Source organism: Paracoccus fontiphilus, assembly GCF_017356265.1.
Classification (GTDB): Bacteria; Pseudomonadota; Alphaproteobacteria; order Rhodobacterales; family Rhodobacteraceae; genus Paracoccus; species Paracoccus fontiphilus.
In genome coordinates this window covers 1-25695 of the sequence record NZ_JAFNAW010000049.1, presented here as the reverse complement: position 1 = coordinate 25695, position 25695 = coordinate 1, and the positions used below count along the sequence as shown (strand labels likewise).

Here is a 25695-nt window from a genome sequence, read left to right as displayed (position 1 = left end):
TCTCCGACATGACCGCTCCCCTTGTGGATCGTTGCAGACCCACCTTGGCACATCAGATGCCGTCGGGGGGCGGTCACATCATCAACGCCGGGCGGAGCACAATGATGCTGCCGGCCAAGGCCAACTGGTCATCGCATCGAGGGTGGCCACCCTTTGGCTTCGGCCGCTCCCCTGGCAGAAGCGGCGCAAGGGCTACCCACAGATCATCGGATACAAAGGGCTTGCTCATGGCCTCTCAACGCATGAGTAGCGGTTTTGTTAGGCGCTCTTAGTTCGGATGGTGCGATGTGGTCCAGCCTGAGGGGTTCACTCCCCCAGGGCGACATTCTTCAAGAACCGTCACACGGAAAGGATTTCGAACCTGGTGACATCCACCATGCCATGATCGGTGATCTTCAGGGCAGGAATAACGGGCAGGGCCACGAAGGCCAGCTGAAGGAACGGCTCCTCCAACGCGACGCCAAGGTTCTTGGCCGCGTCGCGCAGCAGGATCAGGCGGTCGCGGACGGCTTCGAACGGGTCCAGGCTCATGAGGCCCGCGACTGGCAAGGGCAGTTCGGCCAGGATCCGGCCGCCTTCTGCAACGACGAAGCCACCCTCGATCTGCGACAGGCGGTTCGCGGCGAGGGTCATGTCGTCATAATCGATCCCGACCACGGCGATGTTGTGGTGGTCGTGGCAAACGGTCGAGGCGATGGCGCCGCTCTTCATGCCGAACCCCTCGACGAAGCCGGTGGCGATGTTGCCATTCTTGCCGTGTCGTTCGATGACCGCGATGCGGGCCAGGTCGCGCGAGGGGTCGGGCCGCTTGTCCCCGTCCTGCGGCACGACGTTCCGGGTCAGGTGGGCGGTGATGATCTTGCCTTCGATGATCCCGATCACTGGGGTTTCGCTGCGATTGCCGGTGTGGCGGAAGTCCTGCCTTGTGATGGGTGGCGCCTTGACCGAGTGGCGACCGATCGCCGCCAGCTCGCCTCGGGTCGCGAAGGCCGTGTCGTCAGCCACCCGGCCTCCGCATATCACCAGCTGGGCGCGGCAGCTTTCCAGGTCGTCCAAGGCGACGATGTCGGCACGCAGGCCCGGCGCGATCAGCCCGCGGTCCTTGAGCCCGAAGGCCTCGGCAGCGGACAGCGAGGCCGCGCGATAGACTGCCAGCACCGGGCTGCCGCGACGGATCAACTCGCGGATCATGTGGTCCAGATGGCCGTGTTCCGCGATGTCCAACGGGTTGCGATCATCGGTGCAAAGGCACATGTAGGGCGCCGTCACGTCGGTCAGGACCGGCTGCAGCGCGGCCAGATCCTTGCTGACCGAGCCCTCGCGGATCAGGACGCGCATCCCCTTGCGCAGCTTTTCCAGCGCTTCCCCGGCCGTGGTTGCCTCATGCTCGGTGCGGATGCCGGCCGCGACATAGGCCGACAGGTCGCGACCGGAAAGCTGCGGGCAGTGGCCGTCGACATGACCGCCGGCGAACAGCCGCAGCTTGGCCATGGCGTTGGGATCGCGATGGATCACGCCGGGATAGTTCATGAATTCGGCCAGTCCGATGGCCGAGGGATGGCCCATTACCTTGCGCAAATCCTCGGCCGCGATTCGGGCGCCCGACGTCTCCATCTCGGTCGAGGGCACGCATGAGGATAGCTGCACGCGAAGGTCCATCAGCATCCGCTCACTGGCCTGCTGGAACCAGCGGATACCTTCCAGCCCGATGACGTTGGCAATTTCGTGGGGGTCGCAGATGGCCGTGGTGACGCCGCGCGGCGTCACGCAGCGGTCGAATTCGAATGGCGTGACCAGGCTGCTTTCGACGTGCAGATGCGTGTCGATGAAGCCCGGCACCAGCGTCAGGCCGGTCACGTCGATGACACGGCGGGCCTTGTAATCCTCGCCCACGCCGACGATGCGGTCGCCGCCGATGGCCACGTCGCCCGCGATCATTGCTCCGGTGATCAGGTCGAAGACCTGTCCGCCCCGCAGCACCAGATCGGCGGGTTCGTCGCCCCGCGCCTGCGCAATACGCCGTTCAAGATCGTCCATGCCGCTGCCTCCATCCGATCAGGGCACAAGACCCGACGAAAGGCTCAACGTCCAGAGGTTCATGAGAAATGGTGCACCCGAAGGGATTCGAACCCCTGGCCTCTGCCTTCGGAGGGCAGCGCTCTATCCAGCTGAGCTACGGGTGCCTGAGGTCGTGAATAACCGCAGCCGTGACAGGGTGCAACGGCGAAAACGACCAAGCGGCGGTCAGCCTGCGCAGATCTGCTGCAAGGCCAGCCATTGTTCGTCTGTCAGCAGCGGCCGCGCAGGGGGCGCGCCGCGGAAGGGATCGCCTTCGATCAGCGGCTGCACCGTCTGGCCGGTCGGGTCGATCGAACGGGCATAGGGCTCGGCAGGAATGCGGCGTTCCTCCAGCGCGGACAGGAGCTTGGCATCGCCTGGGCGCGGGGCGGCCTGTTGCAGCATCGTCGCGCCGAAGCCCGCCATCGCGTCGGGGGGCAGGTGGCCCAGCGTCATCAGCCGCAATGACGCCAGAAACCCGGCATGGGAAATCGCGGCGGCGCGAAGGCCGTCATCCTCGGTCGCAAGCCGGGCAGCCACCAGATGCGCGGCGGCAGCCTCGGGGCCGGGCGCGGTTTGCAGCAGATCGCTGCCGATGACGTAAAGTCCGCCGGGCAGGCGGCGCGCGCCGCCCAGAGGGCCCGGAACAACACGGATGATGGCGTTGGCGTCCAGCAGTTGCGGCGTCAGATGGTCCAGCACAGCCTGACCCGAGGCGCGATTGCACACGGCGCCTGCCGTGCGTTCCAGATCGGCGAGGATGGCAAAGCCGATGTCGCGCGCCTGAGCCGGCGGAGCGATGCGCGCCGCATGGGCAACCAGCGCGCCCGGCAGCCAGAAGACCAGAAACCCCAGAATGCCCAGGATGCCCAGCACCAGAAGAATGCTCCGCAGGCGACCGGTATGCGAGCGATGGACGGCGATCGCCCCCTGCACCCGAGAGATCGCCTGGATCATCAGCGGGTCGTCGATCTCGACGGTCTCGTCCGACCCCTCGATGCTGGGGGCATAGATCGCAGGAACGGTGCCGGGGTTCAGTTGCACCACCGCGGGAAGGGACCAGTGCGACAGGGGACGGTCGTTCTTCGGGTCCGACAGCACCAGCGTGGCATCGCCGACGGAGACAATGACCTCGCGCAGGGACGCGTCCGGCGCGGCGCGCCACGACCCCTGGGCTTCGAGGCGTTGAAATTCCGTAAGCGCGGTCATCGGGTCCGGTCTGCCATGGTTCAGCCGACCATAGCGCGCAGCAATGGCAGGTCAATCGGCGCCCTTGGCAACAAGATCAGGCCACGCCTTCGGGCACCCGCATCCCCTTGTCGCGCGCCAGCACCCTCATGCGGTCCTGAAGCTTTTCGAAGGCCCGCACCTCGATCTGGCGGATGCGTTCGCGCGACACGTCATAGCGCGCGGACAGATCTTCCAGCGTCAGGGGATCGTCGCGCAGCCGGCGCTCGATCAGGATGTCCTTTTCCCGGTCGTTCAGGACGTCCATCGCCTCCATCAGCATCCGGCGACGGGTATCCAGTTCCTCGGTTTCCGCGAAAGCCTCGGCCTGGTTGGCGTCCTCGTCCTCCAGCCAGTCCTGCCATTGCGAGGATGATTCGCCTTCGGCCGAGCCGACAGTCGCGTTCAGGGATGCATCGCCGCCCGACAGGCGGCGGTTCATCTCGATCACCTCCTGCTCGGTCACGTTCAGGTCATTGGCGATCTGGGCGACGTTTTCCGGGCGCAGGTCGCCTTCCTCAAGTGCGCCGATCTTGGACTTGGCCTTGCGCAGGTTGAAGAACAGCTTCTTCTGCGCGCTTGTCGTGCCCATCTTCACCAGCGACCAGGACCGCAGGATGTATTCCTGGATCGAGGCGCGAATCCACCACATCGCGTAGGTCGCAAGCCGGAAGCCCTTTTCCGGGTCGAACCGCTTGACCGCCTGCATCAGGCCCACGTTCGCTTCCGAGATCACTTCAGCCTGTGGCAGGCCATAGCCGCGATAGCCCATGGCGATCTTGGCGGCCAGGCGCAGGTGGGACGTGACCAGCTTGTGCGCGGCTTCGCTGTCCTGGTGGTCGGCCCAGGCCTTGGCCAGCATGTATTCCTCCTCCGGCTCCAGCAGGGGGAACTTCCGGATCTCTTGCAGATAGCGGTTCAGGCCCTGTTCGGGACTGGGGGCGGGAAGGTTTCCGTAGCTTGCCATGGTTCTGGCCTTTCGCAGATATTCCGGAACGCCGCCTGGATGGGCACGGTTCCGGTGATTCGAGCGGGGTGGAGGCAACCCCGGGCAGGGATTTGGTGCCATTCTGTCTGGAAATCGTGAACGGGCCATCCAGAGTGGCTTCACGATCCTGTCATGTGTGCCGCAGCGTCTGCAGCAGCGCCTGCATGTCCGCGGGCAGCGGGCTGTCGAAGACAAGGGCCTGCCCTGTCACCGGATGGTCGAAGCCCAGATGGGCCGCGTGCAGCGCCTGCCGGGGAAACCGGGCGACCGCTTCGGCCGCAGGTCCCAGCGCCTTGACCGAGGCACGGCGCGCCCCGCCATAGACCGGGTCGCCGATCAGGCCCAACCCGGCATGGGCCATGTGGACGCGGATCTGGTGCGTCCGTCCGGTTTCCAGCCGGCATTCGACCAGCATGGCAACCGGCGGCGCTCCGAAGCTTTCCAGCATCCGCGCCCGCGTGACCGCATGGCGGCCCTTGTCGAAATAGACCGCCTGCCGCTGCCGGTCGGTCGCGTGGCGCGCAAGGCGCGAGGTGATCTTCAGCACCGCCCCGTCCTCGAAGCTGACGCCGGGGGTGCCGCGCAGGCGCGGATCGGCACCGTCGATCACGCCGTGGGCCAGCGCAAGGTAGCGGCGCTGCGCCGTATGCGCCTCGAACTGGGCGGCAAGGCCGTGATGGGCGCGGTCGGACTTGGCGACGACCAGCAGGCCCGAGGTGTCCTTGTCGATCCGGTGGACGATGCCGGGGCGCTTTTCGCCGCCAATCCCCGACAATGTCTCGCCGCAATGGGCCAGAAGCGCATTGACCAGGGTGCCGCTGGGCGATCCGGGGGCAGGGTGGACAACCATGCCGGCGGGCTTGTCGATGACGATCAGGTCGTCGTCCTCGTGGGCGATGACCAGGGGAATGACCTCGGGCCGGGTCTCGACGGCCTCCGGCTCGGGGATCGCGATGCGGTAATCCTCGCCCTCGGCCACCCGCGCCTTGCCGTTGCGGATCACGCCGCCGGGGCCGCTGACGGCACCATCGGCGATCAGCTGCGACAAGCGCGACCGCGACAGGGCCGCCGCCTCTGGCACCGCCAGGGCAAGCGCCTTATCAAGCCGGTCGGGCGGATTGGCCGGGATGGTGACAACAAGGTTGGGCATGGACAAGGATGATAGCGACTGGAAAACGGCGGCGAAAGCGGTGCCTGAATTGCGGCTGCTGCGCTGGCTGGTGACAGGGCTTGCGCTTGTGATGGGCCTTGGCATGGTCACCATCGTGGCGCTGCTTTGGATCCGGCTGGGTCAACCGCTTCTGCCGGAGCTGCCCGACACGATCACGTTGCCCGACAATGCCCGGCCTCAGGCGATCACCTTTGCCCGCGACTGGGTCGTGGTCGTGACCGACGCGGGCGAGGTGCTGCTTTACGACCGTTCCGGCGCGCTGAGGGATCGGCTTCAGCCCTGACGGCCCGCCGCAAGCGCATCAAGGCGCGCCTTCAGTTCGGCGTTCTCGGTCCGGGCCTTGATGGCCATCTCGCGCACGGCCTCGAACTCTTCGCGGGTCACGAAGTCGCGATCAGCCAGCCAGCGGTCGATCCAGCCCTTCATGGCGGTCTCGGCCTCGGCCCTGGCGCCGTGGGCCACGCCCATGGCATTGGTCATCAGCTTCGAGATGTCGTCAAAGAACTTGTTTTGCGTGGTCATTTGGCCTTCGCCCCTGATGCGTGCTTGCATCCCTATATGGGCCGGGGCGCGTCTGGGTTCAATGCGGCCGATACCGCGGCCGCACGGTTCGGCGCCTGACCCGCGTGTTGACACGGCGCCCCCGCTGACTAGCGTGCGCCGCGCAGAAGACCCGAGGCCCCATGATCCCGTTTCCGAATATCGCGCCCGAGATTTTCACCATCAACCTGGGCGGGCTGACGCTGTCCCTGCGCTGGTATGCGCTGGCCTACCTGGCCGGGTTGCTGATCGGCTGGCGCCTGATCGTCGCCATGATGCGCCGCGACACGATTTGGGGCGACCGGGCGCCCATGGCCGGCGATCGGGTGGACGACCTGCTGACCTGGGTGATCCTGGGGGTCATCCTGGGCGGCCGCCTTGGCTTTGTGCTGTTCTACGAACCGGGCTATTACCTCGCCAACCCGGCCGAGATCATCAAGGTCTGGCAGGGCGGGATGAGCTTCCATGGCGGTTTCGCCGGCGTGATCGTCGCCACATGGCTGTTCTGCCGCGCGAACGGCATCCCGGCGCTGCGGCTGGCCGATGCTATGGCTGTCGTGGCCCCCATCGGGCTGTTCTTCGGCCGAGTCGCCAACTTCATCAATGCCGAATTGTGGGGCCGTCCGACCGACCTGCCTTGGGGCGTCATCTTTCCGGGCGAGGCCGCGCAGGCCTGCCCCGGCGTGGTCGGCCCCTGCGCCCGTCACCCCAGCCAGCTTTACGAAGCCGGGCTTGAGGGCCTGCTTCTGGGCCTGATCCTGCTGGCTCTGGTCCGCGCGGGCGGGTTGCGCCGTCCGGGCCTGGCCTTCGGCATGTTCCTTGCCGGCTATGGCTTGGCGCGCATGTTTGTCGAGCTTTTCCGCGTGGCGGATGCGCAGTTCATCACCCCCGACAACCCCCTGGGCCATGTCGTGGGCGGGCCGATCGTCGGCCTGACCATGGGCCAGCTTCTGTCGCTGCCCATGGCGCTGATCGGACTGTTCTTCATCCTGCGGGCCAGTCGCCGCCCGGCGGTGGCCGCCCCCGCATGACCCCGCTGGCCGCCATCATCGCTGGGCGCATCCGGGCCACGGGGCCGATCACGCTGGCGGATTACATGGAGATCTGCCTGCTGCACCCGCGCCATGGCTATTACGCCACACGCGATCCCTTCGGGGCCAAGGGCGATTTCACCACCGCCCCCGAAATCCACCAGATGTTCGGAGAGCTTTGCGGCTTGGCCCTTGCGCAGGCCTGGATGGACCAAGGGCGCCCGGCCCCCTTTATCTTGGCCGAGCCGGGGCCAGGGCGCGGCACGCTGATGGCCGACATGCTGCGCGCGATCCGCAAGGCTCCGGGCATGGCCGAGGTGGCCCGGGTCGTGCTGATCGAGGCATCGCCGTATCTGAGACAGGTGCAACGGGATCGTCTGGGAACGGTCACGCATCTCGACCATGTCGAGGAAATGCCGGACAAACCCTTGTTCCTGATGGCGAACGAGTTCTTCGATGCCTTGCCGATCCGGCAATATCAGCGCACCGGGGAAGGCTGGTGCGAGCGCATGGTCGGGCTGTCGGACAAGGGCCTGCGCCTTGGCCTCGGTCCCGTGGTCCAACTGCCTCGCGAAGGGCAGCCGGGCGACGTGGTCGAGGAATGTCCTGCCGCGCCCGCCATCGTCGAAAGCATCGCCCACCGTATCGCCTCGCATGGCGGGGCCGCGATCTTCGTCGACTACGGCGGCTGGAATGGCTATGGCGACACCTTCCAGGCGCTGCGCAACCATGCCCCCGAGGACCCGTTGGCCCATCCCGGAGAGGCCGACCTGACCGCCCATGTCGATTTCGCGCCCCTGACCGCAGCGGCGATCCGCGCCGGGGCCGTCGCCTCAAGGCCCATTTACCAGGGCGACTGGCTGCTGTCGCTGGGCGCCGCAGAGCGGGCCGAACGGCTGGCGGCATCGGGGGACACGGGCGCGATGGCGGCGCTTCGGCGCTTGACCCACCCCGACGAAATGGGTCACCTGTTCAAGGCCATGGCCATCTGGCCCCAAGGGGCGCCCCCGGTGCCCGGATTTGACGCGCTGAGGCTTCATGCAGACCACGCTTGAGATCCTGACCCATCCCAATCTTCGCGGCGTCAAGCACGGGTTCTTCACCCGCAAGGGCGGCGCGTCCTCGGGGCTGTTTTCGGGCCTGAACTGCGGGCGGCGGTCCACCGACCAGACCGAGATGGTGGCCCTGAACCGCGCCCGTGTCGCTACCGCCATGGGCGTGCCCGCCGACGCCCTGGCAACGGTGAAGCAGGTTCATTCCGCCGATGTGATCACCTTGCGCGATGGGGACGACATTCCCACCGTGGCGAACACAGAGGCGGACGGCATCGTCACCGCCCGGCGCGGCGTGGCCCTTGCGGTGCTGACCGCGGATTGCCAGCCGATCCTGCTGGCGGACGCGGAAACCGGGGTGATCGGCGCCTGCCACGCCGGCTGGCGCGGTGCCCTGGACGGCATCATCGAGGCAACCGTCGGTGCCATGCGCGCGCTTGGCGCGACGCGGATCACGGCGGTGATCGGCCCCACCATCAGCCAGCGCGCCTACGAGGTCGGGCACGACTTCATGGACAGCTTCCTGGCCGAGGACCCCGCCTTCGACCGCTTCTTCAGCGGCGGTCCCAACGGGCGGCCGATGTTCGACCTGCCGTCCTTTGGCCTGACGCGGCTTCGCGATGCCGGGGTCGAGGCCGAGTGGTCCGGTCATTGCACCTATTCCGATCCCGCCAGGTTCTTCAGCTATCGCCGCGCCACGCATGAAGGCGAGGCCGACTATGGCCGGTTGATATCCGCGATCACGCTTTGATTCGGACCGGGCTTCCATTTGCGCTGCCGGACATGCGGATCGGTCTTCTGGGCGGGTCCTTCGATCCCGCGCATGAGGGCCATGTGACCATCACCGAGGCCGCGATGCGCCAGTTCCGGCTGGACCGTGTCTGGTGGCTCGTGTCACCCGGCAATCCGCTGAAGGCGCATGGTCCGGCGCCCATGGCCCAACGCATCGCCCATGCCCGGCGAATGCTGACCGACCCGCGCGTCGTGGTGACGGACATCGAACAGCGATTGGGCACGCGGAAAACGGCGGATACCATCGCCGCCCTGAGGCGGATCTATCCCGGCGTGCGCTTCGTCTGGCTGATGGGGTCCGACAACCTCGTGCAGTTCCACCGCTGGGACCGTTGGCGTGACATCGCGGCCACGGTCCCGATCGGCGTCCTCGCCCGCCCCGGATCGCAGACGCCCGCACGCCGGTCCAAGGCCGCGCAGGCCATGGCACGCGCGCGCCTGCCTTTGGCAGAGGCCGGCACCCTGGCCCTGCGCCAGCCGCCCACCTGGGTGCTGGTGAACCTGCCCATGTCGCGCCAGTCCTCGACCGCGCTGAGGGCCGGGCGATGATCGCCCGCCGCAGCCTGCTGGCGGGGCTGGCCGCGCTTCCTGCGGCGGCCTGGGGGCGCCCGCCGGAAAAGCCGCGCTTCACCGCAGGCCCGCTTGTCGCCACCGGCAGGCTGCGCGGCGTCGTTGCCTATGCGCGGCTTGATCGGGACGGCGCGGATCTGGCCGATGCCGCGCTGGCGGCCGCGCCGATGATGCCGGCAAGCACGCTGAAGGCGGTGACGGCGCTTTACGCGCTGGACAGGCTGGGGGGCAGCCGGACCTTCAGGACGCAGGTGATCCGCGCGGGCGACCTGCTGATCCTTGCCGGGGGCGGGGACCCGGTGCTGTCCACGGACGACCTTGCGCGACTGGCCGCAGACCTTGCGGCCTCCGGTCAGCCCGCGCCCGCGCGCTTCGCCGTCTGGGGCGGCGCCCTGCCGCGCATGGAGGAGATTGCGCCCCCGCAGGCCGACCATCTTGCCTACAATCCCGCGCTGTCGGGGATGATCCTGAACTTCAACCGCGTTCATCTGGGCTGGCGGCAGGGCGGCGCGCAAATTTCGCTGGAGGCGCGGGCGGCGGATCATTCGCCCCGCGCCTACACGATCACCGCCGCGCCCGGCGACCAGCCGGACCTGTTCTCGTATCGCGGCGAGGGAGACCGCGAAAGCTGGACCGTATCGCGCGCGGCCCTGAAAAGCGCCGGCAGCCGCTGGCTTCCCGTCCGCAGGCCCGAGCTTTACGCCGGCGATGTCTTCCAGACCCTCTGCCGCGCGCAAGGTCTGGCGCTGCCCGCGCCCGAGGCCATCGACGCCTTGCCCCAAGGAGAGGTGGTCGCGACCCATGCCAGCCCGCCCTTGGGCGAGATCCTGCGCGGGATGCTGTATTTCTCGACCAACCTCACGGCCGAGGTGGTCGGCCTCCACGCCAGCGGCGCGGGCGATCTGGCGGCTTCGGCGCAAGCCATGCAGGCCTGGCTTGCGGCGCAGGGGCAGGGCACGGGTTTCACGCTGGCCGACCATTCCGGCCTGTCGCCCGACAGCCGCGTCACGGCACAGGGCATGGCTCGCCTGCTGGCGGGACCGGGGCTTGCGGCAGGCCTGCCAGATCTTCTGAAGCTGAACCCGCTGGACGAGGATCTGGGCCGCGATCCGGCGCAAGCCGCGCAGGTCCATGCCAAGACAGGCACGCTGAACTTCGTGTCGAACCTTGCGGGCTACCTTGACCGCCCGGACGGGACGCGATCTGCCTTCGCGATCCTGGCGACGGATGCGCAGCGCCAGTCCGCGACGGCAGGGCAGGACCTGCCCTCGGGCGTCGTGACCTGGACGCGCGAGGCCAAGCAGCTTCAGCGCGACATCCTGAACCTCTGGTCCTGAGGGCTACAGGACGCGGTGGCGGACCTGGGCCGACAGCTCGATGGCTGCGGCGTGCAGGCGGGGGATGTTCAACTGGTGCCGGATCTCGGCCAGCATGGCGACCTCGCCCTCGTACAGGCGCCCATCCGCCGCGCCCACGTCGCAGGCAAGCGCATAAGCGGTCTCGAACAGCTTTTCCGGCAGGGCGTCGCGGACAAGGCCGAACAGGGCGTCGATGCCGTCCTCGTCCTCGAACAAGGTGATCACGGTCTGGCTGATCGCGCGGATGCGGTCGTCGTCGTATTCGGCAAAGACCGGGTAATGATCGACGCTGCGCTGGATCGCCACCAGTTCCGAAGTGCGATAGGTCTGGTCCGACGCGGACACGGCCACCATCACCGCCACCAAGGCATCGCAGGGCGAGAACGAGGGCAGTTCGATGGTCATGGCGCGTCCTTTGGCAAGCGGTATGCGGCGCAAATTATTGACCATTCAGCCCGGTTTCAATAAGGCGTCAAGGTCTTGGAACAGGAGAGACGCGATGACCACCCTGCGCGACGCCGCAATGCAATCGAAGGTCTGGCCGTTCGAGGAGGCGCGCCGGGTGCTGAAACGCTATGAAAAGAAGGACCCCGAAAAGGGCTACGTCCTGTTCGAGACGGGCTATGGCCCCTCGGGCCTGCCGCATATCGGGACGTTCGGAGAAGTCGCGCGAACCACGATGATCCGCCGCGCCTTCCAGATCATCAGCGACATTCCCACGCGGCTGTTCTGCTTTTCCGACGACATGGACGGGATGCGCAAGGTGCCCGAGAATGTCCCGAACCAGGACATGCTGCGCCAGCACCTGCAGGAGCCGCTGACCACGGTGCCCGATCCCTTCGGCGAATACGACAGCTTCGGCGGCCACAACAACGCCATGCTGCGCCGCTTCCTGGACACCTTCGGTTTCGAATACGAATTCATCAGCGCGACCGAGTTCTACAAGTCCGGTCAGTTCGACGACACGCTGTTGCTGGCGGCCGAGCGTTACGACGCCATCATGGAGGTGATGCTGGCATCCTTGCGCGAGGAACGCCAGCAGACCTATTCCTGCTTCCTGCCGATCAGCCCCAAGACCGGAAAGGTGCTGTACGTCCCGATCAAGCATGTGGACGCGAAGAACGGCACCATCACCTTCGATGACGAGGACGGTCACGAACTGACCCTGCCGGTCACGGGCGGCAACGTGAAGCTGCAATGGAAGCCCGATTTCGGCGCCCGCTGGGCCGCGCTGGACGTGGACTTCGAGATGTACGGCAAGGACCATTCCACCAACACGCCGATCTATGACGGCATCTGCCGGATCCTGGGCGGGCGGGCGCCGGAACATTTCACCTATGAGCTGTTCCTGGACCAGCACGGGCAGAAGATCAGCAAGTCCAAGGGCAACGGGCTGTCCATCGACGAATGGCTGACCTATGCGGCGACCGAAAGCCTGTCCTATTTCATGTACCAGAAGCCGAAGACGGCCAAGCGGATGTATTTCGACGTCATTCCGAAGGCCGTCGATGAGTATCACCAGCAGTTGCGCGCCTATCCCGACCAGCCGGTGGATCAGCAGCTTGCCAACCCGGTCTGGCATATCCACGGCGGCGACGTGCCTGCCAGCGACATGGTGGTGCCGTTCCAGATGCTGCTGAACCTGGCCTCGGTTGCCGGGGCCAAGGACAAGGACGGCCTGTGGGGCTTCATCCGCCGCTATGCGCCCGAGGCCAGCCCCGAGACGCATCCGGGCCTGGACCAGGCGGCCGGTTTCGCCGTGCGCTACTTCACCGACTTCGTGGCGCCCACCCGCCAGTTCCGCGCGCCCACCGAGGTCGAGCGCCGGGCCATGGAGGATCTGGCCGGGCGCCTCGCCGCCTGGGACCAGCCCGCCGACCCCGAGGCGCTGCAGTCGATGGTCTTCGCCATCGGCAAGGACCACGGGTTCGAACCCCTGCGCGACTGGTTCGCGGCGCTGTACCAGGTACTGCTGGGCGCCGACCAGGGGCCGCGCTTCGGCGGGTTCATCGCATTGTATGGGATCGACGAAACGCGCGCCCTGATTGAGAGGGCGCTGGCAGGGGAACTGGCCGAGGCCTAGCTGTCGGTGAGAGGGCGGGAAAAGGAGACTCATGTGTTTCTCCCGCCCTCCGCACGAGAGAGCCATTAGAGACGGTGCAGCCCACGATAACGAGAGGCTAGCGCCCGACCCGAGGAGGGGCATGAAGCGTCCACCCGGGGGCGGGCGCCGGCCGGGCTTTTAGGCCGGCGGTTCAGGTTTCGATGCAATGCGTGGCGAAGGTGATGGCTTTCGCCAGTCGGACTTTGCTCTACAACCGCCGCCGCGCGCGCAGCGCCGCGCTGATCGTGCCGTCATCGAGGTAGTCCAGTTCCCCGCCGATCGGCACGCCCTGCGCCAGACCGGTCACGGTCGCGCCGCTGTCGGCCAGGGCGTCGGCGATATAATGCGCGGTTGTCTGTCCATCCACCGTGGCGTTCAGCGCCAGGATAACCTCGCGGATCTTCTCGCGTTCGACCCGGTCGATCAGGGTCGGAATGCCCAAGTCGTCCGGCCCGACTTCATCCAGTGCCGACAGGGTGCCGCCCAGGACATGGTAGCGACCGCCGAAGGCGCGGCCACGCTCCATCGCCCAAAGATCGGCCACGTCCTGCACCACGCAGATTTCCCCCGTCGCGCGGGCGGGATCGGCGCAGATCGCGCATTCGTCGCGGTCGGTGATGTTGCCGCAGGTCACGCATTCGCGCGAGTTGACGGCCACCCGGTCCAGCAGACCGGCAAGCTGCGACATCTGCCCGCTGCGCTTGCGGATCAGGTGCAGGACGATGCGGCGGGCCGACCGGGGGCCAAGCCCCGGCAGCCGCGCCATCAGCCCGACAAGGGCCTGGATGTCGTCGTTGCCGTCGGCCATGCGTCAGAACGGCAGCTTCATGTCGGCGGGCAGGCCCAGGTCCTGGGTGATGCGCGCCATTTCCGACTGCATCTTGTTCTGTGCCCGGCGCTGCGCGTCCTTGATGGCGGCCAGGATCAGATCCTCGACCACCTCCTTCTCGGACGGCACGAAGATCGACGGGTCGATCTCCAGCGCGGTCAGTTCGCCCTTGGCGGTCACGGTGGCCTTGACCAGGCCCGCGCCGGATTCACCGGTCACGGTGATGGTCTCCAGGTCGGCCTGCATCTGCTGCATCCGGTCCTGCATGTCCTTGGCGGCCTTCATCATCTTGGCCATGTCGCCAAAACCGCCCAAACCCTTGATCATCGCTTATTCCTCGTCCTCGAAGGGGTCCCATTCCTCGACCTCGGCCACGGGGCCCTGGGTCAGTTCGTGCGGGTTCACCGCGTCTTCGGCCGCCTCGACGGCTTCCGCCTCGGGCGCGGCGCGGGTCACGCGCCTCAGCGTCGCGCCGGGAAAGGCTGCCAGAATCTGCTGCACGATGGGCAGTTGCAGGGCGCGTTCTTCCCGTTCGCGCTGTTCCGCCGCCAGTTGTTCGGCAATGGTCGGAGCGCCGCCCTCGTTCGTGACGGTCACGGCCCAGCGTTGCCCGCCGGTCCAGCCGCGCAGGCGTTCCGCCAGCTTCTGCGCCAGATCGCGGGGGGCGTTGCCCTTCGGCTCGAACTCGATCCGGCCGGGACTGTAGCGGACAAGGCCCACGTGGTTTTCCACCTGCACCAGCAGCAGCATGTCGCCCATGCGCCGGATCAATTCCAGCACCGAGGCGAAGTCGGGCCAGGCCGCGAAGGCATCCGGGCTGACCGCCAGGGCCGTCGCCGCGCCCGACCGTTGCGCAATGACCGGAGCGGGACGGGCGGCGCGCGGTGCCTGCGCGGGGGCGGCCGGAGCAGCGGAGCGCGCGAAATCGCCTGCCGCCTGTGCCTGCTGGATGCGGCGGATCAGGGCCTCGGGGTCGGGCAGGTCGGCCACATGGGTCAGGCGGATGATCGCCATTTCCGCCGCCATCATCGCGTTCGGCGCGGCCGAGACCTCCTCCAGCGCCTTGAGCAGCATCTGCCACAGCCGCGTCAGCACGCGCATGGCCAGCCGGTCGGCCAGGTCCTTGCCGCGCACCCGTTCGTCGGGCGCGATGGTCGGGTCGTCGCCCGCATCCGGCGTGATCTTCACGACCGAGATCCAGTGCGTCGTTTCCGCCAGATCGCGCAGCACGGCGACCGGATCGGCGCCGTCGGCATATTGCGATTGCAGTTCCGTGAGGGCGCTGGCGGCGTCGCCGCGCAGGATCATCTCGAACAGGTCGATGACGCGGCCCCGGTCGGCCAGACCCAGCATGGCGCGGACCTGTTCGGCGGACGTCTCGCCCGCGCCGTGGCTGATCGCCTGGTCCAGCAGGCTGGTCGCGTCGCGGGCCGATCCTTCGGCCGCACGGGTGATCAGCGCAAGCGCGTCGTCGGTGATCCCCGCGCCTTCCGCCGTGGCGATGCGGCGCAGCAGGGCGATCATCACCTCGGGCTCGATCCGGCGCAGGTCGAAACGCTGGCAGCGGGACAGGACCGTGACGGGAACCTTGCGGATTTCGGTCGTGGCGAAGATGAACTTCACATGCGGGGGCGGTTCCTCAAGCGTCTTCAGCAGCGCGTTGAAGGCGCTGGTGGACAGCATGTGGACTTCGTCGATGATGTAGATCTTGTAGCGTGCGCTTGCCGCCCGGTAGTGCACGCTTTCGATGATCTCGCGGATGTCGTTCACGCCGGTGCGGGACGCCGCGTCCATTTCCAGCACATCGACATGGCGGCCTTCGCTGATCGCCACGCAATGCTCGCACACACCGCAGGGCTCGGTCGTGGGGCCGCCCTGGCCGTCGGGGCCGATGCAGTTCATGCCCTTGGCGATGATGCGGGCGGTGGTGGTCTTTCCGGTGCCGCGGATGCCGGTCATGATGAAGGCCTGCGCGATGCGGTCGGCGGCAAAGGCGTTCTTCAGGGTGCGCACCATCGCGTCCTGGCCGACCAGGTCGGCAAAGGTCTCGGGCCGGTATTTTCTGGCCAGGACCTGATAGGCAGGTGCTGCGTCTTGGGGCATCATGGGGTCCGTCACAGGGTCATGCCGAACCTAGTCGCTGGCGGTCACAGCGACAAGGGCCGTGGCCTATTCGGCGGGCTCGGGGACGGTGCCCCGGCGCATCTGGCGGAACTTCTCCCACGCCTCGTTGAGGCGGCGGGTCCGGGCCTCGGCCAGGCGCACGGCCTCGGGCGGCAGGCCGCGAGCAATGGCGCGGTCGGGATGCGCTTCCAGGATCAGGGCGCGGAACCGCTTGCGCGCCTCGGGCATGGGGGTGTCAAGCGGGATGCCAAGGACATCACAGGGCGGGCAGCCGGTCTGGCGGTCGTGGCGCAGGCGGATCGCGGCCACGCGTTCGGCGGGAAGGCCGAAGATGCGGCCGACCTCGTCGATGAACAGGATCTCGTTCTCGTGCATCCCGCCATCGGCCACGGCGATGATGCACAAGCCCTCGATCACGTCGGCCAGGACGGGATCGCCCGCAGGGAACATCGCGGCGATGCGGCGGGCCCAGGCGTCGAAACCCGCCACGTCCTGCCGCGCCAGGTCGAAGACGCGGGCGGCGTTCTTTTCCTCGGCGCGCGGGATGATGAAGACGCGGCGAAAGGCCGCGACCTCTGACCGGGCCACGGCGCCGTCGGATTTCGCCAGCTTCGCACCCAGGGCGATCACGGCGATGGTGAAGGCCACGGACCGTTCGGGCGGGACGGCGGACCGGGCGCTGCCCAGAAAGGCCGCCAGCCGATCGCCGATGCGCTGCCAGAAGCTGCGGGGCTTCGGCAGGCTGGGGCAGGGTGTATCGGTCGCGCGCGTGTCCATGGCCACAGGTTAAACGCTAACGCGGGCCAAGGGTAGGGGCAGGGTGTCGCGCCCCGCCTCCTCAGGCCGCCAGATCCTTTCCCATCAGCACGAGGTCGTGGAAGCTGCCGAATTTCCAGCCGGCAAAGGGGATGCGGCCCCATTCGGCATAGCCGGCGCGTTCGTGAAACCGCAGCGAGCCTTCGTTCGAGGACGTGATGCCGCCGATCAGCAGCCGATGCCCCCTGTCGCGGGCGTGATCCTCCAGCCCGGCAAGCAGCAGGCGCCCGATGCCGCCGCCGCGCGCATCCGGCGCCAGATAGATGGTGTGTTCCATGCTGCGCGCATAACCGCCGCCATGGCGGAACTGGCTGTAGGTCGCAAAGCCCAGGATACGATTCCCGTCATCCGCCACCACGAAGGGATGGCCGCCGGCCTGCCGATCGCGGACCAGGGCGGCGATCTCGGCCTCGGTCCGTTCGGTGGGCCAGAAGGTGATGACGGTGTCGCGGACGATCGGGTTCCAGATCGCCGCGACGGCGGGAACGTCGTCCGCCGTGGCCTCGCGCAGCCGGACCATCAGCCCCGATGCGCCCCGGCGGCCAGATCGCGCACGAAGTCCAGGATCTCGGGCACCGGACGGCCTTCGCCGATCTTCTTGACGATGGCGCTGCCCACGACGCAGCCGTCCGCGACGCCGGCGATCTGTTCCGCCGCATCGGGGGTCGAGATGCCGAAGCCCACCACGACCGGCAGCTTGGCGGCGGCGCGGATGCGCGAGACCTCGGGCGCGACCTCGGCCGCGTTCGCGGCGGGTCCGCCGGTGATGCCCGTCACGCTGACATAGTAGACAAAGCCCGAGGTGTTCTTGACCACGGCGGGCAGGCGGCGGTCATCGGTCGTCGGCGTGGCCAGGCGGATGAAGTTCAGCCCGGCGCGGCTGGCGGGGATGCACAGCTCCTCGTCCTCCTCCGGCGGCAGGTCCACGACGATCAGGCCGTCAACGCCCGCCTCCTTGGCCTCGGCCAGGAAGGCGTCCACCCCGCCGGGGCGGGCGTAGATGGGGTTGTAGTAGCCCATCAGAACGACAGGCGTGGTGTCGTCGGTTTCACGGAACGCCCGCAGGATCTCCAGCGTCCGGGTCACGCTGCCGCCCGCGGCAAGCGCGCGCTGGCCTGCGGACTGGATCGTCGGCCCGTCGGCCATGGGATCGGTGAAGGGCATCCCCAGTTCGATGATGTCCACCCCGGCCTCGGGCAGGCCGCGCATGATCTCCAGCGTGGTGGCGTCATCGGGGTCCGAGGCCATGATATAGGTCACGAAGGCCTTGCGTCCCTGGGCCTGAAGGCGCTGAAAGGTATCGTCGATCCGGGTCATCTGCCACTCCGCTTTGCCGGTGCTTCCTTGCAGCGCCGGGGGCGGGCTGTCAATCAGCAGCGGGGATCAAGCCGCCATGGCGGCCACTTCGCAGACGGCGCGTCGAAGATAGCCCGCGAACTCGGCAGCCTCGCGCCGGGCCGGGCCGTCGGCCACATAGACGTTCAGCCAGGTCGGCGGCAGGGGCGGCAGCGCGCCGCCGTGGTCCACGGGCTCCAGGCCGGCCTGGGCAATCCCGCGCGGCAGGATCGTCAGCCCCAGATCGGCGGCGGCGCTGACCCGCCAGGTGTCGCTGCCGCCGTCGGCCACGGCCTGCACCCATTCGATGCCCGCGCGCTCTAGCGCCGCCAGCCCGACCGGGTAGTAGGCGCAATGGGGCGAGTTCGCCAAGGGCAGCGGACGCTGCGTCCAGGCGGTGCCGCCAAGAGCGCCGAACCAGGCCAGATCGACCTTGGCCAGATGGATCGCGCCCGGCGGCGTCTCGAACTCGGTCGTCAGGATCACGTCATGTTCGCCGCGCTTCATCTGCTGGCGCAGATCCTTGCTGCGGCCGTCGTTGATGATCAGCTCGATGCGCGGATTGGCCTGGCGGAAGGCGCGCACCGCCTGCGCGACCTTGGTGAACAGCCAGTCGCTGGTCAGGCCCACGCGCAGCCGCGCCTCGGGCCGCTGGCCGGTAAAGCGCGACACGATGGCGTCGTTCAGCGCCACCAGCTTGCGCGCCTCGATCAGCAGTTCCTCGGCGAAATCGGTCAGCACGACGCCGCGGCCCTGCTTTTGCAGCATCGCCTCTCCGAACAGATCCTCCAGCCGCTTCATCTGCATGGACAAGGCGCTCTGGTTCATGTTCAGCGCCTCGGCCGCGCGGGTGACGGCGCCATATTCTGCCACCGCCTGCAGCGATCTCAGCGTGCCGATATCCAGGTTGCGCATCGTTCAACATCCCTGATGAATAGGATCAAAAACATTCGTTTCAAAAATACATCGTCAGGGTTTATTCATCAAGAAGGTAAATCGAACCACCATGAAGCATCACAAAGGGTGATGCGTCAGATCACCGGAGATGAACGATGGCGACCAAGACGACCTCGCTTCATGTCCTTGCCGGGCACGGCTTCTCTCCGCGCCCGTCCTGGGCCAAGCGTATCCTGACCGTGCTGAGCGTCCGCCGCTCTCGCCAGGACCTTGCGCATCTGGGCGACAGCCAGTTGCGCGACATCGGGCTGACCCGCGAACAGGTCGCGGACGAGATCGCGCGTCCCATCTGGGATGTGCCCAACAACTGGCGTCGCTGATCTTACCCCATCAGGATTGCCAAACTGCCGCGCCGCCCGCCTCGGGCTGGCGCGGTTTTTTCCTTCCGCCAGCCGCCTCTAGCCATCGACGGTGGGAGGGCCGAAACGCTCGATCATGCGCGCCCGGATCTGGTCGCGGGTCTGGCGATAGGCAGCCAGCTTGGCCTCGCGCCCCTCGGCCAGGCCGGTGGGGTCCATGATGGGCCAGTATTCGACATCCAGGTGGAAGATCCGCGTCAGTTCCAGCGCCTGCCGCTGGCTGGCAGGCGACAGCGCGACGATCAGGTCGAATCCGCCCAGGTCGTCGCCCCAGTCCTTCATCTCCTCGAAGCTGCGGCTGCGGTGGTTCTCGATCCGGATGCCGATCTCGTCGCAGACGGCGATGGCGAAGCCGTCCACCTCCATGTCGTTCTTGACCCCCGCCGACTGCACATAGGCGGCGCGGCCGTAGAACTTCTTCATCATCCCTTCGGCAATGGGCGAGCGAATGGCATTGTGATCGCAACAGAACAGGACCGAGGCGGGGATCGCGTTCTGCGCCATCGTCAGCCCTGCGGCACCAGCGCGCAGATCAGGGTGAACAGGCGCCGGGCGGTGTCGATGTCCAGTTCGGCCTTGCCTTCCAGCCGCTCCTGCAGCGTCCGCGCGCCTTCGTTGTGGATGCCGCGCCGGGCCATGTCGATCGCCTCGATCTGGGCCGGGGGCAGGCGCTTGACCGCGTCGAAGTAGCTTTGGCAGATCTGGAAGTAGTCCTTCGTCACCTGCCGAAAGGGCCCCAGCGACAGGTGGAATTCCGCCACCTTGTCGCCCCCTTCGCCCGCCACGTCGAAGACCAGGCGGCGTTCGCGGATGCACAGGTCCAGCCTGAACGGCCCCCGGGGGGCGGGTTGTCCGTCGCGGCCGGGAACCGCGAAGCTGTTGTCCTCAATCAGGTCGAAGATCGCGACGCGGCGCTCCTGCTCCATTTCCGGCGTGGCGGGAGGAGCCTGCGAATCGTCGATCTCGATCTGGATGATCCGGCTCATTCCGGCGCCCTTTCGTTCAGCAGTTCCAGCCGGGCCCGGATGGATTCGCCGTGCGCCTGCAGACCCTCTGCGGCAGCCAGCCGCATGGCGGCATGGCCCACGGCGTTCAGCGCGCCGGGGGTCAGCCGCGCCATCGTGGTGCGCTTGAGGAAATCCAGCACCGACAGTCCCGAGGAGAACCGCGCAGACCGCGCCGTGGGCAGGACATGGTTCGGGCCGCTGATGTAGTCGCCGACGGCTTCGGGCGTATGCGGACCCAGGAAGATCGCGCCGGCATGGACGCATTTCGCGGCCAGGGCCTCGGGGTCGTCCACGCACAGCTCCAGATGCTCGGGCGCGATGCGGTTCGACAGGCTTGCCGCCTCGTCCAGGGTGCGGGCGATGATGATGGTGCCATAGTCGCGCCAGCTTGCGCCTGCGATCCGGGCACGGGGCAGGGTGGGCAGGATGCGGTCCACGGCGCCCGCGACGGCGTGGCCAAGCGCGGGATCGGTGGTGATCAGGATCGACTGCGCGTCGGCGTCGTGCTCGGCCTGGGCCAGCAGATCCAGCGCCAGCCAATCGGGATGCTGGTCGCCCTCGGCGATCACCAGGACCTCGGAAGGCCCGGCGATCATGTCGATGCCCACCTTGCCGAAGACATGGCGCTTGGCCGCCGCGACATAGGCGTTGCCCGGCCCGGTGATCTTGTCCACCGGCGCGATGGTGTCGGTTCCGTAGGCCATCGCTGCCACGGCCTGCGCGCCGCCGATCCTATAGACCTCGTCGACGCCCGACAGTTGCGCGGCCAGCAGGACCAGCGGGTTGATCACACCGCCCGGCGTCGGCACGCAGATCACCAGCCGTTCGACCCCCGCCACCCGCGCGGGGATCGCGTTCATCAGCACCGACGAGGGATAGGCCGCCTGCCCGCCGGGAACGTAAAGCCCCGCCGCCGAAACCGGCGTCCACCGCCAGCCCAGGGTCGCGCCCTCGGGGTCGGTCCAGCTTGCATCGTCCGGCATCTGGCGGGCGTGATAGGCCCGGATGCGTTCGGCAGCCAGCGCCAGGGCGGCGCGGTCCTCGGCCGAGACCTTCGCCACCTGCGCGGCAATCTCCTCGGACGAGAAGCGCAACCGGTCCGGCGTCAGGTCCAGCCGGTCGAAGCGGCTGGTCAGGTCGCACAGGGCCGCATCGCCCCGCTTTCGCACGTCGCCGATGATCGCTGCCACGGCATCGTTCACATCGGTCGAATCCTCGCGCTTCGCGGACAGCATGGAGGCAAAGCGCGCCTCGAAGTCGGGCTCGGATGTGTTCAACGTGACCGGCATGATCTTTCCCTTGGTATCACGTCTTGTTAGCCGTAACCCCCGCCCGCCTCAAGCGCCGCAGAGAGCGGCTTCTTCGTTGTCCAAATACCCTCCTACTCGGGATGTACGGGCGCCTTGCCCGACACGGCGCGGTAAGGCCGCGTCACGTCGCGCAGGTCGATGTTGATGCACTCCACCTCGACGGCCAGCGTGCCGTCGCCCGCGAACTCCAGCAGCAGCCGTCCGGTGCCGTCGGGGCCCGGCTGCCAGACGATCGCCAGCAACTCCAGCACAGTATCCGAGTCGCGGCTGATCCCGTCCGACAGGACGCGCTGAACGTCGCGGATCAGCAGGACCGAGCGGACCCTTTCGTATTCACGCCCCTCGGCCGCGGCCTGTTCGGCGTCTTCCCACCGGAAGCGGTTGAGAAGAAGCGCCAGAGAGCGCCCGCGGTGATCATAGGACATCTCCGATGCCGGCAGGACGGCGTCCTGAAGCAGCGCCGACAGGATGCTCAGATCCTGGTCGTCTTCGGCCATCAGCGCCAGGGGGACGGGATCGGCATCGGCAAAACGGGCATCGGCGGACATGGCTTACTCCTCTTTCACGCGTTCGATATGGGCCCCGACGCCGCGCAGCTTGCGGACCACATGCTCATAGCCCCGGTCCAGGTGGTAGACCCGACTGACGGTAGTCTGGCCTTCGGCCGCAAGCCCCGCCAGGATCAGGCTGACCGAGGCGCGCAGGTCGGTCGCCATGACCGGCGCCCCTCGCAACCCGTCAACGCCGGTCACGGTTGCATGTCCGCCATGAACCTCGATCCGGGCGCCCATGCGGGTCAGTTCCGGGGCGTGCATGAAGCGGTTCTCGAAGATCGTCTCCTCCAGCACGCTGGTGCCCTCGGCCACGCACATCAGCGCCATGAACTGCGCCTGCAAGTCGGTGGGAAAGCCGGGGAAGGGCTCGGTCGTGACGTTCACGGCGCGGATGCCGCCGTTCTTGCGGCTGACCTTCAGCCCGCGCGGCGTTTCCTCGACCCGGATGCCGGCCTCGTCCAGCTTCTCGCAGAAGGCCGACAGCAACTCGATCCGGCCGCCCAGGCATTCGACCTCGCCCCCGCAGATCGCGGGCGCCAGCATGTAGGTGCCAAGCTCGATCCGGTCGGTGACGACGGGGTGGGTCGCGCCATGCAGGGCATCGACGCCCTGGATGGTGATGGTGGAGGTGCCCTCGCCCTCGATCTGGGCGCCCATGGCGCGCAGGCAGCGGGCCAGATCGACGATTTCAGGCTCGCGGGCGGCATTGTTCAGGACGGTCGTGCTCTTGGCCAGGGTCGCCGCCATCAGCGCGTTCTCGGTCGCGCCCACGGACACCAGGGGGAAATCGACAACAGCACCGCGCAGGCCGCCGGCGGGCGCCTTGGCATGGACATAGCCATCACGCAGGTCCAGTTCGGCGCCCATCGCCTCCAGCGCCTTGAGGTGCAGGTCCACCGGCCGCGCGCCGATGGCGCAGCCGCCCGGCAGGGATACCTCGGCCCGGCCGTCGCGGGCCAGCATCGGCCCCAGCACCAGGATCGAGGCGCGCATCTTGCGCACGATGTCGTAATCGGCGCGGTGGCTGGTCAGGTCGTGGCTGGACAGCGCCAGCACCTGGCCGTCCTGAAGGCCAGCGGCTTCGGCGCCCAGGCTTTGCAGCAGCGCGGTCATGGTGCGGATGTCGGACAAGCGCGGCGCGTTGGTCAGCGTCAGCGGCTGGTCGGTCAGCAGCGTCGCGGGCATCAGCGTGAGGCAGGCGTTCTTGGCCCCGGCAATGGGGATTTCCCCCGAAAGCGGGCCGTTCCCGCGAACGATGATCTGGTCCATTTAAGCGTCGTCCTTGCCTGTGTCGCTGTCCTGCTGCCCGGTGTCGTCCTGCGCGGCGCGTGCGCGTGCCTGCGCCTTGCGTCGCTGCAGGTTCGCGCGCAGGGCGGCCCGAAGCCGTTCCTCGCGCGTGTCCTGCTTCTTCTTGTCGTCCGGGCGGTCGCTCATCCGAAAGCTGTTAGCGTCGGCCGCGGCAACAGTCCAGCGATGCCCGCGCTGACGACGGGTCGGGCGGCTGGCGATTTTTCTGCCGATCCCCCTTGCGCGGGCGATCCGCTTTGTCTAAACGCCCCCTCACGGCGCTGCGGTAGCTCAGTGGTAGAGCACACCCTTGGTAAGGGTGAGGTCGAGAGTTCAATCCTCTCTCGCAGCACCATCTCATCCCTTTGATATGAAAGAAAACCCTTGATTTGCTAGGGTTAGTGCCTTTTTTGGTGCCTGAGTTGGTGCCAGAATGAGGTCTGCGGATGGCTGGTCAGGTCAAGAATTTGAAGGTTAAGGGCGGGCGGTTCTATGCCCGAGTCGCGGTTCCGGCGCACCTGCGCGCGGTCGTCGGCAAGACCGAACTCGTGGTGCCGCTTGGTGGTGAGCGTCGCGCGGCCATAAAGGCGCTGCCTGCTGCCGTGGCGGCCCTGCAGCGCCAGATCGACGCGGCAGGGACCAAAGCCGCAGGTGCCCGGCTGGACGATCTGCGCAGCCCGATCACGACCTTGGACTATGGCCGGGCGGTCTGGTCGCATTATCAGTCTATGCTGGCGAGCGACGACGCTACACGGGCGGCTTACCCTACCGATGCCGAGATCGAGGCGGCGAAAGATGAAGTTGTCTGCCGGTTCCAGCAGAATGGTATCCCCATCCATCCGATTGAGGTTTTAAGTCAGTCTCTCGACTGGCAACTGAAACGCGGTGCCCGTGACTTCGACCAGAACGCCCGGCAAGTGAAGCTGGACGCTCTGCGCCGCGATCTGACTGCCGACCGAACCCACCTTGTCGAAGATGCGATAGACGACTTTCTGGCGCGAAACAGCTTGACCGCGCCGCCAGGATCGGCGGAACGGAAGGTGCTGGCCCGTCAGATCATGCGGGCCGACATTGAAGCCTTGGAGCGAACGCTGGAGCGCGACCGGGGCGACTATGGCGGTCAACCGTCCGACCCCATAGTGAAGGCACCGGCAGCCTCGCACCCTGACGTGCCCGCCGACCCGGTTCTAATCAAGACGCTGTTCAAGGACTACATTGCCGCCCGACAGGCTCTGGGGAAGCACAAGGACGGGGCAGGGGCCTGGGAAACCGCTATCCTGCACCTGAGCAAGTTTCTCGGGCATGCCGACGCCCGGCGCATCACGAAGCGCAACCTGCTGGACTGGCGCGACAAGCTGGTGGCGGAAGGCAAATCCACCAAGACGATTGCCGACAAGTATCTCGCCAGCGTCCGCGCCATGCTGCGCTGGGCCTTCGAGAACGACAAGCTGCCGACGAATGAGGCCGAGGCTGTCAGGCAGCCCGTGGCGAAGAAACAGCGAGCCCGTGAACGTGGTTACACGACGCCCGAAGCTGTGGCGGTTCTGAAAGCATCGACCGGCTACCAGCCTAAGCAAACAGACAATCCGGCCAACCGGGAAAGCGCCCATATCACGGCAGCGAAGCGATGGCTGCCGATCCTCTGCGCCTTCACCGGTGCGCGCGTGGCCGAGATGGCGCAACTTCGGAAAGAGGACGTGCGACAAGAGGGCGACAGGTGGGTGATCCGCGTCACACCGGAGGCTGGCAGCGTGAAGGCAGGCGGCTACCGGGACGTGCCGCTGCACCGGCAGGTGATCGCCCTTGGCTTCATTGACTTTGTGAACGTAGCCAAGTCTGGCCCGCTGTTTCATGCAGCAAAGACCCAGGCGCGGTATCAAGCGGCAGCCCGTGCAACCGCCGGGCGCGTGTCGCAATGGCTTCAAGAGACCAATCTGGTTCCGGCGGGTGTCCAGCCTTCCCACGGATGGCGACATCGCTTCAAGACGCAAGCCCGAGAACTTGGCCTGTCGGATCGTATCGTTGACGCAATCCAAGGCCATGCCAGCAAGACGGCGTCGGATGACTATGGCGATGTGTCGGTGATTGCCCGTGCCCGCGTCATCGATGCTCTGCCCCAATACGAGCTTGGTTCAACCCTGCAGGCTCCATTCTGAATGCACCAGTCCTGCAGGGCAGGGTTTGTCATGGTGCCTCCAGTCTTATCAGTTCATCTCGAAACGCTTC

At 67.2% G+C, this 25695-nt stretch carries 28 protein-coding genes and 2 tRNA genes; 10 read left to right on the top strand and 20 right to left on the bottom strand.

Going from position 1 to position 25695, the window contains the following annotated elements:
* Nucleotides 1–339 precede the first annotated feature (339 nt).
* From ade to J0F76_RS15095, 5 genes are all read right to left on the bottom strand, one after another.
* On the bottom strand, nt 340–2037 hold the full coding sequence (gene ade, locus J0F76_RS15115) for an adenine deaminase (RefSeq protein ID WP_207470726.1): 1698 nt from the start codon (nt 2035–2037) through the stop codon (nt 340–342).
* Nucleotides 2038–2106: 69 nt separating this feature from the next.
* Nucleotides 2107–2183, bottom strand: a tRNA-Arg gene (locus J0F76_RS15110).
* Nucleotides 2184–2244: 61 nt separating this feature from the next.
* Nucleotides 2245–3267 carry a hypothetical protein gene (locus tag J0F76_RS15105; protein WP_207470725.1) on the bottom strand — a complete coding sequence of 341 codons (1023 nt, stop codon included), beginning with the start codon at nt 3265–3267 and terminating at the stop codon, nt 2245–2247.
* A 76-nt stretch (nt 3268–3343) separates the two neighbouring features.
* Nucleotides 3344–4252 carry an RNA polymerase sigma factor RpoH gene (gene rpoH / locus J0F76_RS15100; RefSeq protein WP_207470724.1) on the bottom strand — a complete coding sequence of 303 codons (909 nt, stop codon included), beginning with the start codon at nt 4250–4252 and terminating at the stop codon, nt 3344–3346.
* Between the two features lie 151 nt (nt 4253–4403).
* Nucleotides 4404–5423: an RluA family pseudouridine synthase gene (locus J0F76_RS15095; protein ID WP_207470723.1), complete on the bottom strand. Its 1020-nt coding sequence runs from the start codon at nt 5421–5423 to the stop codon at nt 4404–4406.
* On the opposite strand from J0F76_RS15095, the gene J0F76_RS15090 reads away from it, so the two are divergent.
* Entirely contained in the window at nt 5422–5727 is a 306-nt protein-coding gene (locus tag J0F76_RS15090) for a DUF6476 family protein (protein ID WP_207470722.1), read from the top strand. The two genes, J0F76_RS15095 and J0F76_RS15090, sit on opposite strands and share 2 nt — an antisense overlap.
* Here the strand turns inward: J0F76_RS15090 and J0F76_RS15085 are convergent.
* Nucleotides 5718–5966, bottom strand: coding sequence for an accessory factor UbiK family protein (locus J0F76_RS15085; protein WP_207470719.1), 249 nt, complete (start codon nt 5964–5966; stop codon nt 5718–5720). The genes J0F76_RS15090 and J0F76_RS15085 overlap by 10 nt on opposite strands.
* A gap of 161 nt (nt 5967–6127) precedes the next feature.
* On the opposite strand from J0F76_RS15085, the gene lgt reads away from it, so the two are divergent.
* The 5 genes from lgt to J0F76_RS15060 are packed head-to-tail and all read left to right on the top strand — an operon-like array spanning nt 6128 to nt 10766.
* The gene (gene lgt, locus J0F76_RS15080) at nt 6128–7015 is read left to right on the top strand and encodes a prolipoprotein diacylglyceryl transferase (RefSeq protein WP_207470717.1); all 888 of its coding nucleotides are present in this window, start codon (nt 6128–6130) and stop codon (nt 7013–7015) included.
* The gene (locus J0F76_RS15075) at nt 7012–8070 is read left to right on the top strand and encodes a class I SAM-dependent methyltransferase (protein WP_207470715.1); all 1059 of its coding nucleotides are present in this window, start codon (nt 7012–7014) and stop codon (nt 8068–8070) included. The genes lgt and J0F76_RS15075 overlap by 4 nt, the downstream gene beginning before the upstream one ends.
* Complete coding sequence (gene pgeF, locus J0F76_RS15070) at nt 8054–8818, top strand: peptidoglycan editing factor PgeF (protein ID WP_207470713.1); 765 nt, start codon at nt 8054–8056, stop codon at nt 8816–8818. Before J0F76_RS15075 ends, pgeF begins: the two co-directional genes overlap by 17 nt.
* Complete coding sequence (locus tag J0F76_RS15065; RefSeq protein ID WP_207470728.1) at nt 8818–9408, top strand: nicotinate-nucleotide adenylyltransferase; 591 nt, start codon at nt 8818–8820, stop codon at nt 9406–9408. The genes pgeF and J0F76_RS15065 overlap by 1 nt, the downstream gene beginning before the upstream one ends.
* Entirely contained in the window at nt 9405–10766 is a 1362-nt protein-coding gene (locus J0F76_RS15060; RefSeq protein WP_207470711.1) for a D-alanyl-D-alanine carboxypeptidase, read from the top strand. Before J0F76_RS15065 ends, J0F76_RS15060 begins: the two co-directional genes overlap by 4 nt.
* Nucleotides 10767–10769: 3 nt before the next feature.
* On the opposite strand, the gene J0F76_RS15055 is transcribed toward J0F76_RS15060, so the two are convergent.
* The gene (locus tag J0F76_RS15055) at nt 10770–11192 is read right to left on the bottom strand and encodes a tellurite resistance TerB family protein (RefSeq protein WP_207470709.1); all 423 of its coding nucleotides are present in this window, start codon (nt 11190–11192) and stop codon (nt 10770–10772) included.
* A gap of 94 nt (nt 11193–11286) precedes the next feature.
* On the opposite strand from J0F76_RS15055, the gene J0F76_RS15050 reads away from it, so the two are divergent.
* A complete protein-coding gene (locus J0F76_RS15050; protein ID WP_207470708.1) occupies nt 11287–12870 on the top strand; it encodes a lysine--tRNA ligase in 1584 nt (527 codons plus the stop codon).
* Between the two features lie 229 nt (nt 12871–13099).
* Here the strand turns inward: J0F76_RS15050 and recR are convergent, their stop codons facing one another.
* The 7 genes from recR to J0F76_RS15015 form a co-directional block, all read right to left on the bottom strand.
* Complete coding sequence (recR, locus tag J0F76_RS15045; RefSeq protein ID WP_207470707.1) at nt 13100–13699, bottom strand: recombination mediator RecR; 600 nt, start codon at nt 13697–13699, stop codon at nt 13100–13102.
* 3 nt (nt 13700–13702) lie between these two features.
* Complete coding sequence (locus J0F76_RS15040) at nt 13703–14047, bottom strand: YbaB/EbfC family nucleoid-associated protein (protein WP_207470706.1); 345 nt, start codon at nt 14045–14047, stop codon at nt 13703–13705.
* 3 nt (nt 14048–14050) lie between these two features.
* Complete coding sequence (locus J0F76_RS15035; protein WP_207470705.1) at nt 14051–15823, bottom strand: DNA polymerase III subunit gamma/tau; 1773 nt, start codon at nt 15821–15823, stop codon at nt 14051–14053.
* Between the two features lie 66 nt (nt 15824–15889).
* Nucleotides 15890–16621, bottom strand: coding sequence for a molecular chaperone DjiA (locus J0F76_RS15030; RefSeq protein WP_207470704.1), 732 nt, complete (start codon nt 16619–16621; stop codon nt 15890–15892).
* 61 nt (nt 16622–16682) lie between these two features.
* Entirely contained in the window at nt 16683–17180 is a 498-nt protein-coding gene (locus J0F76_RS15025; RefSeq protein WP_207470702.1) for a GNAT family N-acetyltransferase, read from the bottom strand.
* A complete protein-coding gene (trpA, locus tag J0F76_RS15020) occupies nt 17180–17977 on the bottom strand; it encodes a tryptophan synthase subunit alpha (protein WP_207470700.1) in 798 nt (265 codons plus the stop codon). Before trpA ends, J0F76_RS15025 begins: the two co-directional genes overlap by 1 nt.
* 66 nt (nt 17978–18043) lie before the next feature.
* Nucleotides 18044–18910 carry a LysR family transcriptional regulator gene (locus J0F76_RS15015; protein ID WP_207470698.1) on the bottom strand — a complete coding sequence of 289 codons (867 nt, stop codon included), beginning with the start codon at nt 18908–18910 and terminating at the stop codon, nt 18044–18046.
* A 137-nt stretch (nt 18911–19047) separates the two neighbouring features.
* On the opposite strand from J0F76_RS15015, the gene J0F76_RS15010 reads away from it, so the two are divergent.
* The gene (locus J0F76_RS15010; RefSeq protein WP_207470696.1) at nt 19048–19272 is read left to right on the top strand and encodes a DUF1127 domain-containing protein; all 225 of its coding nucleotides are present in this window, start codon (nt 19048–19050) and stop codon (nt 19270–19272) included.
* Between the two features lie 78 nt (nt 19273–19350).
* Here the strand turns inward: J0F76_RS15010 and J0F76_RS15005 are convergent, their stop codons facing one another.
* From J0F76_RS15005 to J0F76_RS14980, 6 genes are all read right to left on the bottom strand, one after another.
* The gene (locus J0F76_RS15005) at nt 19351–19815 is read right to left on the bottom strand and encodes an arsenate-mycothiol transferase ArsC (protein ID WP_207470694.1); all 465 of its coding nucleotides are present in this window, start codon (nt 19813–19815) and stop codon (nt 19351–19353) included.
* 2 nt (nt 19816–19817) lie between these two features.
* The gene (locus J0F76_RS15000) at nt 19818–20297 is read right to left on the bottom strand and encodes a UPF0262 family protein (protein ID WP_207470692.1); all 480 of its coding nucleotides are present in this window, start codon (nt 20295–20297) and stop codon (nt 19818–19820) included.
* Nucleotides 20294–21607: a histidinol dehydrogenase gene (gene hisD / locus J0F76_RS14995; protein WP_207470689.1), complete on the bottom strand. Its 1314-nt coding sequence runs from the start codon at nt 21605–21607 to the stop codon at nt 20294–20296. Before hisD ends, J0F76_RS15000 begins: the two co-directional genes overlap by 4 nt.
* A gap of 92 nt (nt 21608–21699) precedes the next feature.
* The gene (locus tag J0F76_RS14990; protein WP_207470687.1) at nt 21700–22176 is read right to left on the bottom strand and encodes a DUF2948 family protein; all 477 of its coding nucleotides are present in this window, start codon (nt 22174–22176) and stop codon (nt 21700–21702) included.
* 3 nt (nt 22177–22179) lie between these two features.
* The gene (gene murA, locus J0F76_RS14985) at nt 22180–23451 is read right to left on the bottom strand and encodes a UDP-N-acetylglucosamine 1-carboxyvinyltransferase (protein WP_207470685.1); all 1272 of its coding nucleotides are present in this window, start codon (nt 23449–23451) and stop codon (nt 22180–22182) included.
* Nucleotides 23452–23616: a hypothetical protein gene (locus J0F76_RS14980; protein WP_207470682.1), complete on the bottom strand. Its 165-nt coding sequence runs from the start codon at nt 23614–23616 to the stop codon at nt 23452–23454. It lies immediately after the preceding gene.
* Between the two features lie 133 nt (nt 23617–23749).
* On the opposite strand from J0F76_RS14980, the gene J0F76_RS14975 reads away from it, so the two are divergent.
* Together J0F76_RS14975 and J0F76_RS14970 are read left to right on the top strand one after the other, a co-directional pair.
* Nucleotides 23750–23824 (top strand) — tRNA-Thr (locus J0F76_RS14975).
* Between the two features lie 91 nt (nt 23825–23915).
* A complete protein-coding gene (locus tag J0F76_RS14970) occupies nt 23916–25625 on the top strand; it encodes a tyrosine-type recombinase/integrase (protein WP_207470680.1) in 1710 nt (569 codons plus the stop codon).
* The last annotated feature ends 70 nt before the right edge of the window (nt 25626–25695 follow it).